Below are 15,730 nucleotides of genomic sequence, written 5' to 3'. Positions count from 1 at the left end.
AGACTTTTTATATCACCGTTTTTGCAAATCATCGTTTTGTAAATCATTGTTCTGTAAACAAAAAATTGTTGTAGTTATTTGCAGATGTCGGAGGATCGTATATAAACCTCTGATCAGAAATTCCTTTGTTTATAGAATAATTTGAAAAATCGAATCGGAATCTTTCGTTCTGTGGAGTTACTGCTTCAATTCGCCTTATCAATTTTGTGTCTGGCGAGATTGCAAGGTTTATATAACGGAAAGCCTCTGTTGAATTTCTGCGACTCAAAACCAATTTTATAACCATCTCGCTGCTTCCCTCTTCTAAAGGCACACTTTCCTGCCCAACTTCGTAAGCAACTGAATAATAGCGCGACATAAGAGCAAGCCCCTGTGGAGTTGCAAGATTTGCTGCGTTATTAGGAGAAGAACCCACAGACTGATTTAAAATTGCAGCCTGCCCCGGAAGATAAATCGTAAGCATATCGCCATTAAAGCAGATAACTTGGTCTTCTGGTTTTGAAAAATCTATGCGTAAAAGATTTGGCTTTTTAAAAGAAAACTTGCCTTCCATCGAAGTTTTAGGTGCTCGTATAGACATATTCGCTTCGCAGTCGTTTATCTTTTCGTACTCGGCAGAAACTGTCTGAAAGAATGCGGCCGCCGTAAGTATATTTTGAGAAAAAGCGGTTGAGCAAAAACAAATAAATGCCACTAAAAAAAGAATTTTTTTCATAATTCCCCACGGATTTTTTATAATTTTAATTTTATTGGCTTTCGCCGTCAACGGCAGCCGCTACTTCTGGCGATGCTTGATTTTGAACGAGTTCTTTGCAATGCTGTTCGTTTTTTACGATTTCGTAGAATTCTTTGCCGTCCATCGTTTCAATTTCCAAAAGCCTGTTTGCAATGTAATCCAAAAGTTCTTTGTGCTCGCCTAGGAGTTTTAAAACGTGAGAATATCTTTCATCCATTATCTTTGCAATTTCTTCGTCGATATAGCGCTGTGTTTCTTCTGAAAATTCTCTATAAATGTTTGGGTCTGCCCCTTGATGACCTAAAACGCCTTTGCCAAGAGTCATATTTTTGAATTTTTCGGACATTCCAAAGTCGGTAATCATGCGTTTTATCAACTCTGTTGCACGCGCAATATCGTTTGAAGCTCCTGTCGAAATATCTCCCAACAAAACTTCTTCTGCTGCGCGCCCGCCTAAACAACTGTCAACTTCGTTTATTATGTCTTTGCGAGTCATAAAATTCTTTTCTTCTTCCTCGCGATATTGAGTAAATCCTCCAACGCCGTGGCTTCTTGGAACTACAGTGATTTTATTCACAGGGGCAAAGTCTGGCGTAAATGCTGCAACAAGTGCGTGCCCAGTTTCATGAACAGAAACAAGTCGCATCTCTTTTTTGTTGTCTTTGCGGCTTTTCTTTTTTAAACCGATGCTGACTTTATCGATTGCTTCGTTAAAATCGTCCATCGTAACTTTTTTTCTTCCGTTGCGAACTGCAAGCAGAGCCGCTTCGTTTACAACGTTTGCCAAATCCGCTCCAGCAAAACCAGTTGTTCCGTGTGCGATAGAAACAAAATCAACATCATTATCGAGTTTTACGTTCTTTGCATGAATCCTTAAAATCGCTTCACGACCTTTTACATCTGGTTTTTCAACAGGAACCTGACGGTCAAACCGTCCAGGTCGCAACAGAGCAGGGTCAAGAATATCAGAGCGGTTTGTTGCAGCAAGGATGATGAGACCTTTTTCGTTTTCAAAACCATCCATTTCTACCAAAAGCTGATTCAAAGTTTGCTCGCGCTCATCATTGCCACCGCCAAAACCGTTTACGCGGCTCTTACCAAGTGCATCAATTTCATCGATAAAAACGATACAAGGCGCTTTTTCTCTAGCCTGACGGAACAAATCTCTAACTCTGCTTGCACCAACACCGACAAACATTTCGACAAAATCCGAACCAGAAATGCTAAAGAACGGAACGCCAGCTTCGCCTGCAACGGCACGTGCTAAAAGCGTTTTACCAGTTCCAGGAGGGCCAACAAGGAGAACTCCTTTTGGAATTTTTCCACCGATGTCTGTGTATTTTTTTGGTTCTTTTAAGAAATCTACAACTTCTATCAATTCGTCTTTTGCTTCATCAACACCTTCTACATCCGAAAAACGGGTTTTAACTTTGCCTTCTTCTACCGCTTTTGCTCTATTTGCACCTGCTCCAAAGATAGAACCCATTCCACCAGCGCCACCACCCATTTTTCGAAAGATAAAAAAGTACATAAGAAAAATTATTCCAAATGGGAGGACAAGATTTAGAAGCAATTGAGTAAACCAATTCGACTGTTTTATTACAAATTTATATTGAACACCTTTTTCGTTTAAAAGATGAATAAAGTCCTGCATCAAAACTCCAGTGGTTCTGTAAACTTTACGAGTTTCTTGTGCTCTTTCTCCTTGCAACAAAAGTTTAGGAGAAAAACGTTCATTTAACCGTTGTATTGCAGAATCCGAATTGTTTCCAACATTTCCTTCAGAAGAAATGCTTTCTTTTGGACCGTAACCAACAAAAGAGTTTTCACCCAATTCAACAGAAACTATTGAGCCGTTTTCTACCAGCTGTCTAAATTCCGAAAAAGGAATTGAATTATCAACTTTTGGCATTAGGAACATATTTATAAAAGCAAAAGCAAAAACGGTAATCAAAACCATCGCAAAAAAAGGGAATCTTTGAGGACGTTTTCCATGTTTTTTATTTTCATCCTCTGATGGCTCATTTATAGAAAGTTTAAAAAAATTATATGGATCGTCATTCTGTGCAGAATTTTTGCGTGGAACTCGCTTTTTACCCTCATTTTTTGAAGGCTCTGATTTTTTTTGCTCAGAAGGAGTTTGTGGTAAGCTGTTTTTTTCTTCGTTAGGATTTTGACCTTCGCTCTGTCCGTTTTTCTTATCGTCGCTCATTTGTTCCTCAATAAAAAAGTTCTCTTTTAGAATATAATAAAAATCGTTAGGATATACAAATAAATAAGCGAATTTTTGACACGAGTTATAAAAACTAATTTTTTGTCCAACATTCAGTATTATATTTTTTTGTTTTATGCTTGTATTGCAAGAGTGCTGGCAACAGATTTGGACTATGAATATTAACGAAAATTATGCTTGTATCGCAAAAGTGCTGGTAACAGATTTGGACTGCGAATACACAGAGCGTTTGCCAAAATAAGGATTTGATTTTTTTAAGTTCAATAATTGTTCTTTAATCTGCTCGATGTGATTTTTTAAGAGTTGTCTGTTTTTTGCATTCTGTTCAAGAACTTTTTGCTGTAAAGAAGCGAGTTCACCTTGCATTTGCTGAACGCTAGCTTTGTCTTCGGTTGAAACAAGATTTTTAGAAGAAACTGAATTGTACATTGATTGCATAGGTTCAATCACTTTTTGAAGACAAGAAATATTCGAAACAATCTGCTGTTCGAGTTCTGTTTGAGCAACTAACGAATCTCCATCTTCTCTTTCAATTTTATCCTGCTGTTTTTCCAAAACAAGAAGATATTCTCTAAATTTATTGCGTTGCTGCTCAAGCAAAGTTTTAAATCGCCTTAAGATTGCAACCCTTTCTTCAAATTCGGCATTGGTCAATTCCATAGTTTACCCCTCAATATTTAAGCCGTTAGAAATGCGGCTGTTTGCAGGAGAATTAGCCTGACTGTTTGCCGCCTGATTCCATGCAGAAGAAAGTTCGTTCAACATTTTAAGCACGAATTCAATCTTCTTTTTATCTTTAGAAATATTTGCTGCCATCAGTTCCTGATTAAAATAAACATAGAGCGACATCAAATTTGTAGAAATTTGACCACCCTTTTCCATATCCAAACTAACTTCCAGTTCGCTTATGATGTCTTGAGTTTTCATTATAAAACTGCCGAATTTTTCGATATTTTTGGCTTGTATAGTTCCGTCTGCTTTAAAACATTCCAAAGCGGATGTCAAATTTTTTATCGCTCCTTCATACAAAAGAACTACGAGTTTTCCCTGACTCGCCGTCTTTATTCCCGTGTTTTGATAAGTCGCATAAGGATTTGTGTTAAAATATCCCATCTTTCGATTTTCTCCATGTTTTTTTCAAAAATTTGAGATTACTCTGAAAATATTGTCGGCTTGAAAAATTTTTTGTTTACTTTTTGTTTCGTTTTTATCAAATAAAAACAAAAAAAGCGCATAAAATCTCCAAAATTCCACGCTAGGCACAGAAAATATCGTCTGCTATCATTTTAGAAAGTTAGAAAATCTAAAATTAAAAAGTCAGAATGGAAATTCGGTTTTTCCAAAATGATTTTTATAGGAGGTATTATGAAATTATTAAAAGGAGCAATCGCTTTAACCTTTGCTGCAATTATCACGGCAACTTCAGCTTTTGCAGCAACTGGATTTGATGAACTTTACATTGGTTCTGCATCTTCTGTAGACAACGACTCTGTCTATTTTGACAACCTTTTAGACTGGAACAAATTGCTTTTTCCAAAACTCTATGGTCTTGTAAGCCTTGACAGCGAAAAAAAAGGAAATCTTGCCGCAGCAATCAACCTTAAAAACGGCGGACAACTTCACGCTTTTTGGAACGGAAATCTTTGGGAAGACGATCCAGAAAACACTTTTTCTGCACTTTATGGATTAAAGAACATGGCTTTTCGTGGAAAAATAGTCCAAAAAAAACAGACCTTTTTTGCAGGAACACCGCAAGAAATAAATTTTAATGCAAAAGGTCTTGGTGCAGATTTTGGAATGAACGTAAATAAGAAATTTGGCTTTACAGCGGGACTTTCTTATTTTTGGGCAAAATCTGGCGGCGCAAAACTTTCCGATTTTTCTATCAACGGCGGAATTTCGTACAAACTTAAAGAAGACACAAAAATGAGTTCTCGCGTATATGCAGGTTGGAACGGAGATTTTGTTGGCGTAGATGCAGGTCCAGTAGACGTAAAATTCAACACAAACACAATTTATGGAACTTACAAATTACAGTACAAGATAACAAAATCCTTTACTTACGGCTTTATAGGAAACCTTCCAATAACATTTGCAAGCGGAGACAACATTTCAACTTCTACAACAGTGGGCTTTAACTTGTACAATGGTTTTGTGGCAAAGGTAAAGCCAACGCTAGACTTTGCGGCAGGAGTTCAGACAACTCTTCCTTCTCTTTCTAGGTCAGATGGTTCAAATTCAAGCGGCAGATTCAGAAATTCGTTCTACACAGGACTTGCAATCGATGTAACTCCAGAAGTAGAAATGGCAGTTAGCGCAAACATTCATCCAACTGGCGACGACAGCAGCGGAAGCAATGGCGAAAGCCTAAAAGAAATTTGGGAACAGAGCTTTGCAATTTCATTCTCAATTCACCTGTAATCGCTTTTTCCCCTTTTAGTTTTTTTTTAAGCCGTCTATAATCTTTTTCATATTATGGAAAATTTTATAGACGACAACACAGTTTTTATATTAGACAGTTACGGACTTATATTCCGCGAATACTACGCTTTTTTTTCACGCCCGCTAACAGATTCCAAAGGACAAAATGTAAGCGCAATCTTTGGGTTTTTCAGGAATTTGAGCATCATTTTTAAAACCTACAAACCAAAATATTTTGTCGCTGCAATGGACAGCAGAACGCCAACATTCCGACACCAAATGTACGACAAATACAAGGCAACACGTGCAAAAACTCCAGAAGATTTAAAAGCGCAATTTCCAATCATAGAAGAATGCCTCAAAACGCTTGGCATAAAACCGCTTCGAGTAGACGGATTTGAAGCAGACGATGTGGTAGCAACAATAGCAAAGCAATGCGACAGACAAAACAGGCACTGCCTTATCTTAAGTGCAGACAAAGATTTACAGCAGCTTGCAGGAAAAAACATCCATATCTTAAAGCCTGATAAGACAAAAACCTGGGTCGAAGTCGACGAAAACGGCGTTGCTTCGGAATGGGGAGTTCAACCAAAAAAGATTCTGGACTTGCTAAGCCTAACAGGCGACAGTGCGGACAATGTTCCGGGCGTTCAAGGCGTGGGACCCAAAACAGCGGTAAAACTCATAGCCGAGTACGAAACTCTCGAAAATGTCCTTGCAAATGCAGATAAAATAAAGGGAAGTCTCGGCGAAAAACTTCGCACTTCAAAAGACGAGGCGCTTCTTTCAAAAAAATTGATAACCCTAGACGAGAATATTCCGCTCAACAAAAGCGAGCCGCTGCTTGAAAACGAGGATTTGTTCAAGAATTTTTGCACAGAAAATTTAAATTTTGGCGATTTTGCAAAAGAAATGACAAAGCGAGAGTTGCCTGCGCTTGCAAAAACCTACAGCGAGTTAAAAAATTCAGGAGGGGGAAGTCTCCCCCGCGCTCCGGCCGAGCCGTCCTCCGCTGCCCCCTCTGCGGGACACATTCCCGCAACGCCTTTGCTCAAAAAAAATCAAGGCAAGTACAATTTATGCACAGATTTAAAATCATTAGAAGATTTTGTAACGCAGGCAATAAATTCAAAAATCGTAGCCTTTGACACAGAAACAGACAGTTTAAACACCTTAGAAGCAAACCTTGTAGGTTTTTCACTTTCGTACAAAGAAGGCAGCGGAATTTATGTGCCTTTAATCGTAAACGAAGACCCGCTTTTTATGCGTCAACTCATTTCAAAAAAGGATGCCTTTGACCAGTTAAAAAGGTTATTCGATTCCAATATAACAATCGCAATGCACAATGCAAAGTTTGACCTAGAAGTTCTCTATTCAAATGGGCTGGATATAATAAATTTAGAAAACGCAAATTCATCATACAAACTCTTTGACACAATGATTGCTGCCTGGCTTTTAGAACCAGATAGAATTTCAAAAAATCCATATTCGCTGGAAACTTTGAGCGAGCAGATTCTAGGTTTAAAAGGCACAGAGTTTGAAGAAATTGTTGAAAAGGGCAAAACTTTTGCAGATGTAAAATTAGAAGACGCTGCAAATTATGCCGCAGAAGACAGCGACTTTACGCTCAAACTATGTAACTACTATCAAAACGCGTTAAAAAAAGAATCGCTTTGGGACTTATACACGCAGGTCGAAATAAAAGTTCTTCCAATACTCGCAAAGATGGAACTCGAAGGAATTCATTTGGATTCAAAAGTTCTAAATAATTATGGAGCAGAACTAAAAACTCAAATACAAAAAGCAGAAAACGAAATATACGAAACAGTCGGGCACGAATTCAACATAGCCTCTCCCAAACAGTTAAGCACAGTTCTCTTCCAAGAGCGCGCTCTTCCTCCAGGAAAAAAGACAAAGACTGGCTATTCTACAGATACAGATGTTTTGGAAAGCCTTTGCGCATTGGATACAGTTCCACAAATGATATTGGACTATAGAGCAAAATCAAAACTTCTTTCGACCTATGTGGAAACTCTGCCCAAAATGACAGATACCCACGGCAGAATCCACACAACCTTTATGCAAACAGGAACCGCAACAGGCAGGCTTTCTTCAAAAGATCCAAATTTGCAGAACATTCCAGTGCGTTCAGAAGAAGGACGAAAAATTCGCTCCGCATTTACAGCACCCCAGGGCAAAATTTTAATATCTGCAGATTACGCGCAGATTGAACTCGTGGTTCTGGCACATCTTAGTGGCGATAAAAATCTCTGCCAAGCTTTTATGCAAGGCGTTGATGTTCATAAATCTACAGCGTCGTTAATCTATGGCGTTTCGATGAATGAAGTGAGCGCAGAAATGAGACGCAACGCAAAAACGCTGAACTTTGGTTTGATGTACGGGATGGGTGCGTTTTCGCTTGCAAAAGATTTGAGCATAAGCCGTTCAGAAGCGGCAAATTTTATAGAAAACTATTTTAAAGTTTATTCTGGAGTAAAAGATTTTTTTGACAGGAATGTAGCACTCGCTGAACAGACAGGCTACATACAAACTCTGATGGGACGCAAACGCTGGATACGCGGAATAAACTCAAAAAACCGCATGGAAAAAGAAAGTGCCATACGAATCGCAAAAAACAGCCCAATTCAGGGAAGCGCCGCAGACATTGTAAAAAAAGCGATGATAGATGTTTCATCCAATCTTAACAAAAGCTCCACAGGTGCAAAACTTTTATTACAGGTCCACGATGAATTGATTTTAGAATGTGATGATGACGAAAAAATAATTGAAAAAACAATAGCACTTTTGACCGAAAAGATGGAAACCACAATCAAGTTAAACGTTCCGCTAAGGGTAAGCGTAGAAAAAGGAAAATCTTGGGGAGAGTTTCATTGAATTTAAAAAAGAGTAAAAAATTCGCTCAATTAACAGAGCAAGATTTGGACTTTAAAATTGCGTGCGTTACAGGGCAGATGGCGGCAGGCAAAAATTTCATATCAAACGCGATGGAAAAGAATTTTGGTTGCGTTTCTTTTGATTTAGATGTTTGCGTTCACACTGTTATAAAAAGGAATGAAAAAAAAATATTGGACGCTTTTAGTTTAGATGCAAAAAGCGCAGGAATAGATTTGCTTTCAAAAGACGGCAGTTTAGACAGGCGTGCGTTAGGTAAATTAATTTTTTCTGATAAAACTCTCATTCAAAAGCAGGAAAATCTTGTATATCCAAAAGTCATAAAGGCGACAAAAGACTTTATCAATAAAAATTCCGACAAAAAATTGATATTGAATGCAGCTCTTCTGTATAAAACGCCAGAACTACTCGCCCTTTGCGAAAAGATTTTTTTCGTTAGAGCCTCGTTTTTAAAAAGGCTTTGGAGAGCAGTATTACGGGATAAAATTTCAATCGCACAGATTTTAAAAAGATTCCGTGCACAAAGGCAGGTACTTTTGGAATATCAAAAAACTGGCAAACAAATTGTTTTTATAAAAAATTAGTGATAGATTTTCGGATAATAAAGAAGGAAAGGGAAAAATTGAAGTTTATCCTATTCCATTTTTGAATTTTAAACTTTTATAAGATATTGAGGATTTTATGAAAAATACAAGATTTTTTACAGCCTTTTTGTTTTCAATTTTAATGAGTTTAACAGGTTGTAACTATTTTTTGAACACGATTTTTCGATAACCAATAATTCAAGTTATGAAGCGCATTTTTCTATTTTAGGCTACAGCGACAGCGAATATTCTCTTTCTCAAGGAAATTCCATAACGCTAAAACTATATGACAATCCAAAACTAAAATTCCTATAGCAATTCAATAACGATAAGTCCAAATGCAACTGTAGAAATATGCGTTTATACACAATTTCCGCAATGGAATGCAACTTACAAAAACGGCGAAAATAAAAACGACGCTTTGAGTTTTCTAAGCTTTACAAAAAAAGAATAAAATTTTCTATAAAAACTGAAAGTCAACATTCGCAATTCTATAAAAAATTGAATCCTGTAAAAAATGATTTTCTCTTTCTATTTTTTTCTAAACAAATTTTATTTATTTCCGATAAGAAATCATAGGTATGAAAGTCTGAATCTTATAATCCACCGATTTTCATAGAGGTTTTTACTTATGGAACAAAAAAGAATTTTATGGATTGTTGCCGCTGCTGGAGTATTTTTGCTCGTAGTAATGGGAGGCGCACTTATCCTTTCCTCTCAAAAAAGCAAGAGCGAGCAAAACCTTTACGATATTTCAGAAAGTTGGGTTAATGCGCCAAAAACGGCAGATGTTTCGCCGATAGAAATTTTACCGTCTACAAATGCACAAACTCAGCCGTCCGAACAGGTAAATTCCGAAGACAAAGGGAATAACCAAAACAACTCTTCTCCGTTAAAAGTTGAAAACGTAACTGTAATTTCTGACAACACTTTGGTTTACGGAACAGGCTCTACAACAACGATTGATTTGAACAGTTTAAAGTCAAATCCGCCACAGGATTCTACGCTGCTTCCAAAAAATGACTACACCGCAAACCGAATGAACGAAGTTGAAGAAAATCAAATTTCAAACAAGGCACAAACAAATCAAAAAACTTCGCCAGATTCGTATTATGCGCCACAGCCAAAAACGCAGGAACAGCAAAAAGTTGTAAAATCAGCACAAAAGAGCACTTCAACTGCAAAAAAGAACGAAAACAAAAAAATTACAAAAACAGAAAAAACTGTGCAAAGTCAAACGGTTGAAACTTACTGGATTCAAGTTGGTTCATACGAAGCGAAAAAATCCGCTGACGAAGCGCGCTCAATACTCGACAAAATAAAAATTCAAAACGAAGTTTTTACATATAAAGATTCAAAAGGAAAACTGTTCTTTAGAGTTAGAGCAGGTCCTTACACGACAAAAAGCGAAGCGGAATATTGGCAAAAAAGAATTCTGGCAACCGACGAATTTGCAAAGACAAAAAGTTATGTGGTAAAAAACTAAAAACTGTAAAATTCGCTCTTTTAGCGCAATATATAAATTGATGAAAAGATTTATGTTAACTGCGCTATATCTTATAGCAACGGCTTACCTTTTTGGTGAGCCATTTTTTTTGCATCCAGAGTTAAAAACCTACGGAAACTTCGCGTTTGCAGAGGGAAAAAATCCCACCTTTGTTGGCTCAATAGGAATCTTTGCTAAAAATGAAAATTTAGAATTGTCCTCAATTCTTCCATTCCAAAAAAATGATTTTTCGGTGATAAAAGATTATGCCTGCCAGAAGGATTTTTGTTCACTTTTTTCTGAGCCTCGTTCAGCGTTAAGCATAAAACTTTTTAAAGAGAGCGTTCCTCTCAATTTTGCAGTTGGTAATTTGGGCATAACAAGAAGTATTTCAAGACTTAAAAATCCAGTTGCAAATTTGCCTTCTTCACCATTTACAAGAAATTTTTATTTTTCGAGCGGAATTTCACCTTATCTTCCGTCGCTCAATTCTGCAAAAAAGCCTTTATCGCTTTTTTTTGAAGCGGATTTTTCTAAAACAAAAGTTCCGTTTATTTTGCAAGGCGCTTTTGATAAAGAAAAAAATGCGTTTTTTAGCAGTGGAACTCGTTTTAATTTTTCTAAACACGTGTATATTCAAAGCAATATTACATTTGCAGGTTTTTATTTAGAAAATAATTCATCTTATCTTACAAAACACAAATTGAATTTTAAACGCGATTTTTATTATGCAACTTCTTTTGAAAGCAATTTTTCTTCCCCATATTTTAAAGTGAATTCTTTTATAGGTCTGCACCAAAGTCCTTATGATAAAAATTCGATGTGGTTTTATTTAAAAGAACGAAGTTTTTTTGGACCTTTTTTGCTAGATGCAGGATATTTTTTGATTCCAACTGCAAAGGATTTTCCAGAGCAAGTTCCTCTCATTACAGCTTCGTCGTCAATAGTAAAAACTTGCGAACAATTTTTTGTAAATTCACAATTTTTAATTTTAAACGAAAAATCTTCTGTTAAATTGGGAGCAATTTTTTGTCAAACGCGTAAGATTGCAGGCACAAGCAAGATATATGAAATAAAGCCGATTAAAGCGGGCGGTGGATTTTTGTATGAAAAAGAAAGATTTTCCCTTTCGCAAATCTTTTCAGTTTCAAATATCTTGATTTTTAAGCCAGAGATGGAAAAAGCAAACGTCCCACAAAAATTTTATGAGGTTTCTCTTGATATGTCAAAAAATCGTAAATATTGCAAAACGATTATAAAATCTTCGTGTAAATTTTACCAGGAAGATGATTTTAATCACGAGGAACGACAAGTTTATTCGTTTTCTGCAAAATCTTATTTTGGAAAATCGAAGAATCTTTCTGTTTTTTCTTCGTATTCAGCAACCTGCAAAGGAAGCGAAAAAGAGCGTGCAGCATTGAGTGCTGGAGGAAGTTTAAAAATAGAAAAAAAATATTTTTCGACTTACTTAAAATGCAGTTTTAATTTAAAGGTTTAAAATCCTGTGCGACGATGCGGCAAGGGTTTACTTGTAGCCCCGCATTTTGCCTGCGAGCTACCTACGGCAAGGGATTGTTGTCTCAAGAAAACATCCTTGTTTTCTTGAAACGGACAGTTTTCTTTCGAAAACTGTCAACATTTATTGTAGGTACACATCCGTGTGCTGTTTAAGAAAAACATCCGTTTTTTTCTTAAACGACAGTTTTTTCAAAACTGTCAACATCGATTGTAGGTCGCATCTCCTTGTGCGACAAATTTCAGTTTACGAAGATGCGGCAGGGATTGGAGTGGCGGCGTAGCCGTCGACCGCAGGAGCGTAGCGACGAGGACGATGAGCGCTTAGCGAACCACGCAAAGCCCGTTTTTTGCGAAACGCAAGTGGAGCAAAAAGCTGCCCAAATTTCTATAAAAAAATTCTGACTTGTTATAGCCTCAAAAGCAAAATAGAAGAATTCAGTTTGATTTTTTGAGCGGTCATTGAATAAGAGTTGATTTTCAAGTATATTGTCTAATCTACCGTTATGTTGAAATCATTATATTTGATGACTTTTTCTGCGGAATTAAATTTGCAAACTTTTTTTTGAGAGGTAACAATATGGCTTTTGATATTACTAAAGTACGTAATATCGGTATCAGTGCCCACATTGACTCAGGTAAGACAACAACTTCTGAACGCATCCTGTTCTTCTGTAACAAGATTCATGCAATTCATGAAGTTCGTGGTAAAGACGGTGTTGGTGCTGTGATGGATAACATGGAACTGGAACGCGAACGCGGTATCACAATCCAGTCAGCAGCGACTCAGGTAGAATGGAAAGATACTACAATCAACTTGATTGACACTCCAGGTCACGTAGACTTTACAGTTGAAGTTGAACGCTCTCTGCGCGTACTTGACGGTGCTATTATGATTTTGTGTGCGGTTGCTGGTGTTCAGTCACAGTCTATTACAGTAGACCGCCAGTTAAAGCGCTATCATGTACCTCGTGTTGCTTTTGTAAACAAATGTGACCGCCAAGGTGCAAATCCGATCCGTGTATGTGGACAGTTGAGAGATAAACTCGCATTAAACGCACACATGGTTGAACTTCCTATTGGTCTTGAAGATAAATTGGAGGGCGTTGTAGACCTCGTTGGTATGAAGGCTATCTATTTTGACGGAGAAAACGGAGAATCTGTACGCTATGCAGAAATTCCTGCTCACCTAAAAGATGACGCTGCTCGCTACCATCAGGAGTTGTTGGAAGAAGCTGCAAACTTTGATGACGCTTTGATGGAAAAAGTTCTTGAAGGTTCTGAGCCAACAGAAGAAGAGCTCATCACTGCAATCCGCAAGGGAACTCTTGCTGAACAGTTTGTAGGCGTATTCTGTGGTTCTGCTCATGCAAACAAGGGAATTCAGCCACTTCTCGACGGTGTAATCCGCTACTTGCCTAACCCAACCGAAGTTCACAACTTTGCTTTGGATCTCGACAAAAACGAAGAACAGGTTGAACTTTTCAATGTTCCAGATAAACCAGCTGTTGCACTCGCATTTAAACTTGATGATGGTCAGTTTGGACAGTTGACATATATCCGCGTATATCAGGGACGCATTCCAAAAGGAATTGAACTTACAAACGTACGCACCAGAAAAAGATTTAAGGTTGGTCGCTTAGTTCGTATGAATTCCGCAGCAATGGAAGATATAAGCGCAGCAGAACCTGGAGACATCTGTGCACTCTTTGGTGTAGATTGTGCATCAGGAGATACTTTCTGCGCAGAAGGAATTAATGTTGCAATGACTTCTATGTTTGTTCCTCGCCCAGTTATCTCGCAGGCTATTAAGCCAAAAGATAAATCTATGGCAGCAAACTTTGCGAAAGCTCTTAACCGCTTTACAAAAGAAGACCCTACTTTCCAAACAGAACTTGATCCTGAATCAAACGAAACAATCATCAAGGGAATGGGTGAACTTCACCTTGCAGTATATGTTGAACGCATGAAACGCGAATACAAATGCGAAGTTGAAGTAACACCTCCAAAGGTTGCATATAGAGAGTCAATTCAAGCACGCGCAGACTTCAATTACACTCACAAAAAGCAGACTGGTGGTTCTGGTCAGTACGGACGCGTTGCAGGTTTTATGGAACCGCTTGCAGAAAAAGATTACGAATTTGTTGACGCAATCAAGGGAGGAGCAATTCCTAACGAATACATTCCTTCTTGCGACAAGGGATTCAAGCGTGCAATGGAAAAAGGTTCTTTAATTGGTGCTCCAGTTGTTGGCGTAAAAATTACAATCAACGACGGTCAGTATCACCCAGTAGACTCTTCGGACATCGCATTCCAGACAGCAGCGATTGGTGCTTTCCGCGAAGGTTACGAAAAAGCAAAGCCTGTAATTCTTGAGCCTATAATGAAAGTTTCAATTGAAGGCCCAACAGAATTCCAAGGAAGCATGTTTGGTCTTATAAACCAGCGCCGTGGTGTAATTCTTGAATCCACAGACGAAAACAATATGTCAACAGTAAACGCAGAAGTGCCACTTTCAGAAATGTTTGGATTCTCTACAATCCTTCGTTCTTCAACACAAGGAAAAGCAGAATTTACAATGGAATTCTTAAAGTATGGCAAACTTCCTAACGCTGTAGCAGACGAATTGATTAAAAATTACAAAGAGTCAAGAAAGAACGCTTAATTGCGTCAAGGAGATGAATATGGTAAAGCAGGATCTTTATAATAAAAGCCCGGTTCGTCTTTTTGACGCTGCCACAGAGGGCGGTCTAAAAGAAGGCGGACTTGGTCTTGTAACTTCTAAAAAAGGTTTAGGAAAAACATCTGTACTTGTTCAGTTTGGAATGGATACACTTTTGAAAGATGAACAGCTTGTTCACGTAACATTTGACCTTCATTCTTCAAATGTAATTTCCTGGTACGATGGAATTTTTGCAGAAATCGCAAAAAAATCCGCAGGAAACAGTGCAGAACTCAAAACAGAAGTTGTTTCAAAACGCACAATCTTGAACTTTTCTCTTGATAACTTCACTGTCGAAAAGGTTGTAAATACGCTCAAAGCGCTTGCTTCCGCAGGAATCGCAGTAAAAGGCGTAGTTATGGACGGAATCGATTTTTCAAAAGTTTCAGAAAACGATGTAAAGGCCGTAGCAGATTATGCAAAAACAGAAAAAGTAACAATTTGGGGCTCGGCAACAGCAGAAGGCACAAAACTTTCTGATGTTGTACCACAGAACCTCGAAAAATACTTTGACGCAGTTGTAAACTTGAATCAAACAGGCACAAGTGTAGCCGTAGATGTTCTAAAACTTGGCGACAAGAAAAACGTAGAAACAAATCTAAAGCTCGATTCAAAAACACTTCTTATTTCAAAATAGACGATGTAAAATAACAAAACAAAAAGTATAAGACATGCACCTTTTGTGTTAGACAAAAATCTAATTCTAAAAGGTGCATTTTTTATGCCTAAAATACAAGAAAAACAGGGCGGCTTTTTGCATTCGCAAAAACCAGGCTTTGCGGGGTTCCGCTATCGCTACATTGGCGCCAAGTCGCCAACGGCTCCGCCGCCCCTCCAATCCTTGCCGCTGTAAGCTCGCAGGCGGATAGAGGGCCTACACCGCACGGTCGCACATGGATGTGCGACCTACAATTTAATGTCGACTAATCCATGGAATTTAATAACAGTCCGTATTTTACAGAAATAGACATATTATAAATAATAAGATGGAGTAATTTGAGAATAAAAATCAACAAATTATCTAGTTTGATACAAATGGAAAAATATTAGGAAAATCTACAAAAAAATCAAACTTTTATATCTTATAAATCGTACAAGCTACTAAACAATTCCTACACTT

At 37.7% G+C, this 15,730-nt stretch carries 11 protein-coding genes; 7 read left to right on the top strand and 4 right to left on the bottom strand.

The window, feature by feature from the left end; genetic code table 11:
* Window positions 1-43 precede the first annotated feature (43 nt).
* The 4 genes from FXX65_RS09060 to fliS form a co-directional block, all read right to left on the bottom strand.
* Window positions 44-715 carry a LolA family protein gene (locus FXX65_RS09060; protein ID WP_147615999.1) on the bottom strand — a complete coding sequence of 224 codons (672 nt, stop codon included), beginning with the start codon at window positions 713-715 and terminating at the stop codon, window positions 44-46.
* 31 nt (window positions 716-746) lie between these two features.
* Complete coding sequence (ftsH, locus tag FXX65_RS09055; protein ID WP_147614159.1) at window positions 747-2,948, bottom strand: ATP-dependent zinc metalloprotease FtsH; 2,202 nt, start codon at window positions 2,946-2,948, stop codon at window positions 747-749.
* Between the two features lie 192 nt (window positions 2,949-3,140).
* Window positions 3,141-3,629: a flagellar export chaperone FlgN gene (gene flgN, locus FXX65_RS09050; protein ID WP_147615998.1), complete on the bottom strand. Its 489-nt coding sequence runs from the start codon at window positions 3,627-3,629 to the stop codon at window positions 3,141-3,143.
* Window positions 3,630-3,632: 3 nt separating this feature from the next.
* Window positions 3,633-4,082, bottom strand: coding sequence for a flagellar export chaperone FliS (gene fliS / locus FXX65_RS09045; protein WP_147615997.1), 450 nt, complete (start codon window positions 4,080-4,082; stop codon window positions 3,633-3,635).
* 252 nt (window positions 4,083-4,334) lie between these two features.
* Here fliS and FXX65_RS09040 point away from each other — a divergent pair, with 252 nt between their 5' ends.
* The 7 genes from FXX65_RS09040 (at window position 4,335) to FXX65_RS09010 (ending at window position 15,247) form a co-directional block, all read left to right on the top strand.
* Complete coding sequence (locus tag FXX65_RS09040) at window positions 4,335-5,390, top strand: hypothetical protein (RefSeq protein WP_147615996.1); 1,056 nt, start codon at window positions 4,335-4,337, stop codon at window positions 5,388-5,390.
* 54 nt (window positions 5,391-5,444) lie between these two features.
* The gene (gene polA / locus FXX65_RS09035) at window positions 5,445-8,285 is read left to right on the top strand and encodes a DNA polymerase I (protein ID WP_147615995.1); all 2,841 of its coding nucleotides are present in this window, start codon (window positions 5,445-5,447) and stop codon (window positions 8,283-8,285) included.
* The gene (coaE, locus tag FXX65_RS09030) at window positions 8,282-8,887 is read left to right on the top strand and encodes a dephospho-CoA kinase (protein ID WP_147615994.1); all 606 of its coding nucleotides are present in this window, start codon (window positions 8,282-8,284) and stop codon (window positions 8,885-8,887) included. Before polA ends, coaE begins: the two co-directional genes overlap by 4 nt.
* A gap of 631 nt (window positions 8,888-9,518) precedes the next feature.
* A complete protein-coding gene (locus tag FXX65_RS09025; RefSeq protein WP_147615993.1) occupies window positions 9,519-10,373 on the top strand; it encodes an SPOR domain-containing protein in 855 nt (284 codons plus the stop codon).
* A 40-nt stretch (window positions 10,374-10,413) separates the two neighbouring features.
* On the top strand, window positions 10,414-11,871 hold the full coding sequence (locus FXX65_RS09020; RefSeq protein ID WP_147615992.1) for a hypothetical protein: 1,458 nt from the start codon (window positions 10,414-10,416) through the stop codon (window positions 11,869-11,871).
* A gap of 597 nt (window positions 11,872-12,468) precedes the next feature.
* Window positions 12,469-14,553 (top strand): elongation factor G, encoded by a 2,085-nt coding sequence (gene fusA, locus FXX65_RS09015; protein WP_147614168.1) that lies wholly within the window; start codon window positions 12,469-12,471, stop codon window positions 14,551-14,553.
* A 19-nt stretch (window positions 14,554-14,572) separates the two neighbouring features.
* Complete coding sequence (locus tag FXX65_RS09010; RefSeq protein ID WP_147615991.1) at window positions 14,573-15,247, top strand: ATPase domain-containing protein; 675 nt, start codon at window positions 14,573-14,575, stop codon at window positions 15,245-15,247.
* Window positions 15,248-15,730 lie beyond the last annotated feature (483 nt).

The organism is Treponema pectinovorum (genome assembly GCF_900497595.1).
GTDB classification, from domain to species: Bacteria; Spirochaetota; Spirochaetia; order Treponematales; family Treponemataceae; genus Treponema_D; species Treponema_D pectinovorum.
The sequence above is the reverse complement of the archived record's forward strand: the minus strand, read 5'-3'. Positions and strand labels throughout refer to the sequence as shown.

Coding starts and splice junctions, on each gene's coding strand:
- FXX65_RS09020 (WP_147615992.1), top strand. CDS start 10,414: ATGAAAAGATTTATGTTAACTGCGCTATATCTTATAGCAACGGCTTAC.
- FXX65_RS09010 (WP_147615991.1), top strand. CDS start 14,573: ATGGTAAAGCAGGATCTTTATAATAAAAGCCCGGTTCGTCTTTTTGAC.
- fusA (WP_147614168.1), top strand. CDS start 12,469: ATGGCTTTTGATATTACTAAAGTACGTAATATCGGTATCAGTGCCCAC.
- FXX65_RS09060 (WP_147615999.1), bottom strand. CDS start 715: ATGAAAAAAATTCTTTTTTTAGTGGCATTTATTTGTTTTTGCTCAACC.
- fliS (WP_147615997.1), bottom strand. CDS start 4,082: ATGGGATATTTTAACACAAATCCTTATGCGACTTATCAAAACACGGGA.
- FXX65_RS09025 (WP_147615993.1), top strand. CDS start 9,519: ATGGAACAAAAAAGAATTTTATGGATTGTTGCCGCTGCTGGAGTATTT.
- FXX65_RS09040 (WP_147615996.1), top strand. CDS start 4,335: ATGAAATTATTAAAAGGAGCAATCGCTTTAACCTTTGCTGCAATTATC.
- flgN (WP_147615998.1), bottom strand. CDS start 3,629: ATGGAATTGACCAATGCCGAATTTGAAGAAAGGGTTGCAATCTTAAGG.
- polA (WP_147615995.1), top strand. CDS start 5,445: ATGGAAAATTTTATAGACGACAACACAGTTTTTATATTAGACAGTTAC.
- ftsH (WP_147614159.1), bottom strand. CDS start 2,948: ATGAGCGACGATAAGAAAAACGGACAGAGCGAAGGTCAAAATCCTAAC.